This window comes from Tautonia sp. JC769 (assembly GCF_040717455.1).
In the GTDB taxonomy this organism is placed as follows: Bacteria; Planctomycetota; Planctomycetia; order Isosphaerales; family Isosphaeraceae; genus Tautonia.
The window spans coordinates 1-330 of record NZ_JBFEFH010000084.1; the positions used below are offsets into that span (position 1 = coordinate 1).

The 330-nt window shown below is 68.2% G+C and carries 1 pseudogene; it reads left to right on the forward strand.

Going from position 1 to position 330, the window contains the following annotated elements:
- Positions 1 to 330, forward strand: a pseudogene (locus AB1L88_RS26975) (hypothetical protein); the annotation flags it as partial.

Sequence of the window (330 nt, forward strand, 5' to 3'; positions counted from 1 at the left end):
GTCGATGGTCGAGCAGACCTACAAGGTCCTGCGGCCGGTGGTGACCCAGCGCGAGGTGGTCCAGGAGTGCGGGGCGTACGAGACGCAGATGGAGGTGGTCCCCGGGCCGATCGTCCAGCGTCGCGTCCCGGTTCCGGTGGATCCGTGTTCACGACCCCATGGGCTGCTGGGCTGCCTTCATCACAAGAAGAAGGCCTTTGCGACCGTGGCGGTGCAGTGCCCGCCCCGGACGGTCTCGCGGCGGGTCTTCGTGTCGCGCCCGGTCGTCCGGACGGTCTCGGAGACGTCTTATGTCGCCGAAACCCGAGTGCGACAGGTGCCGGTGCAGAC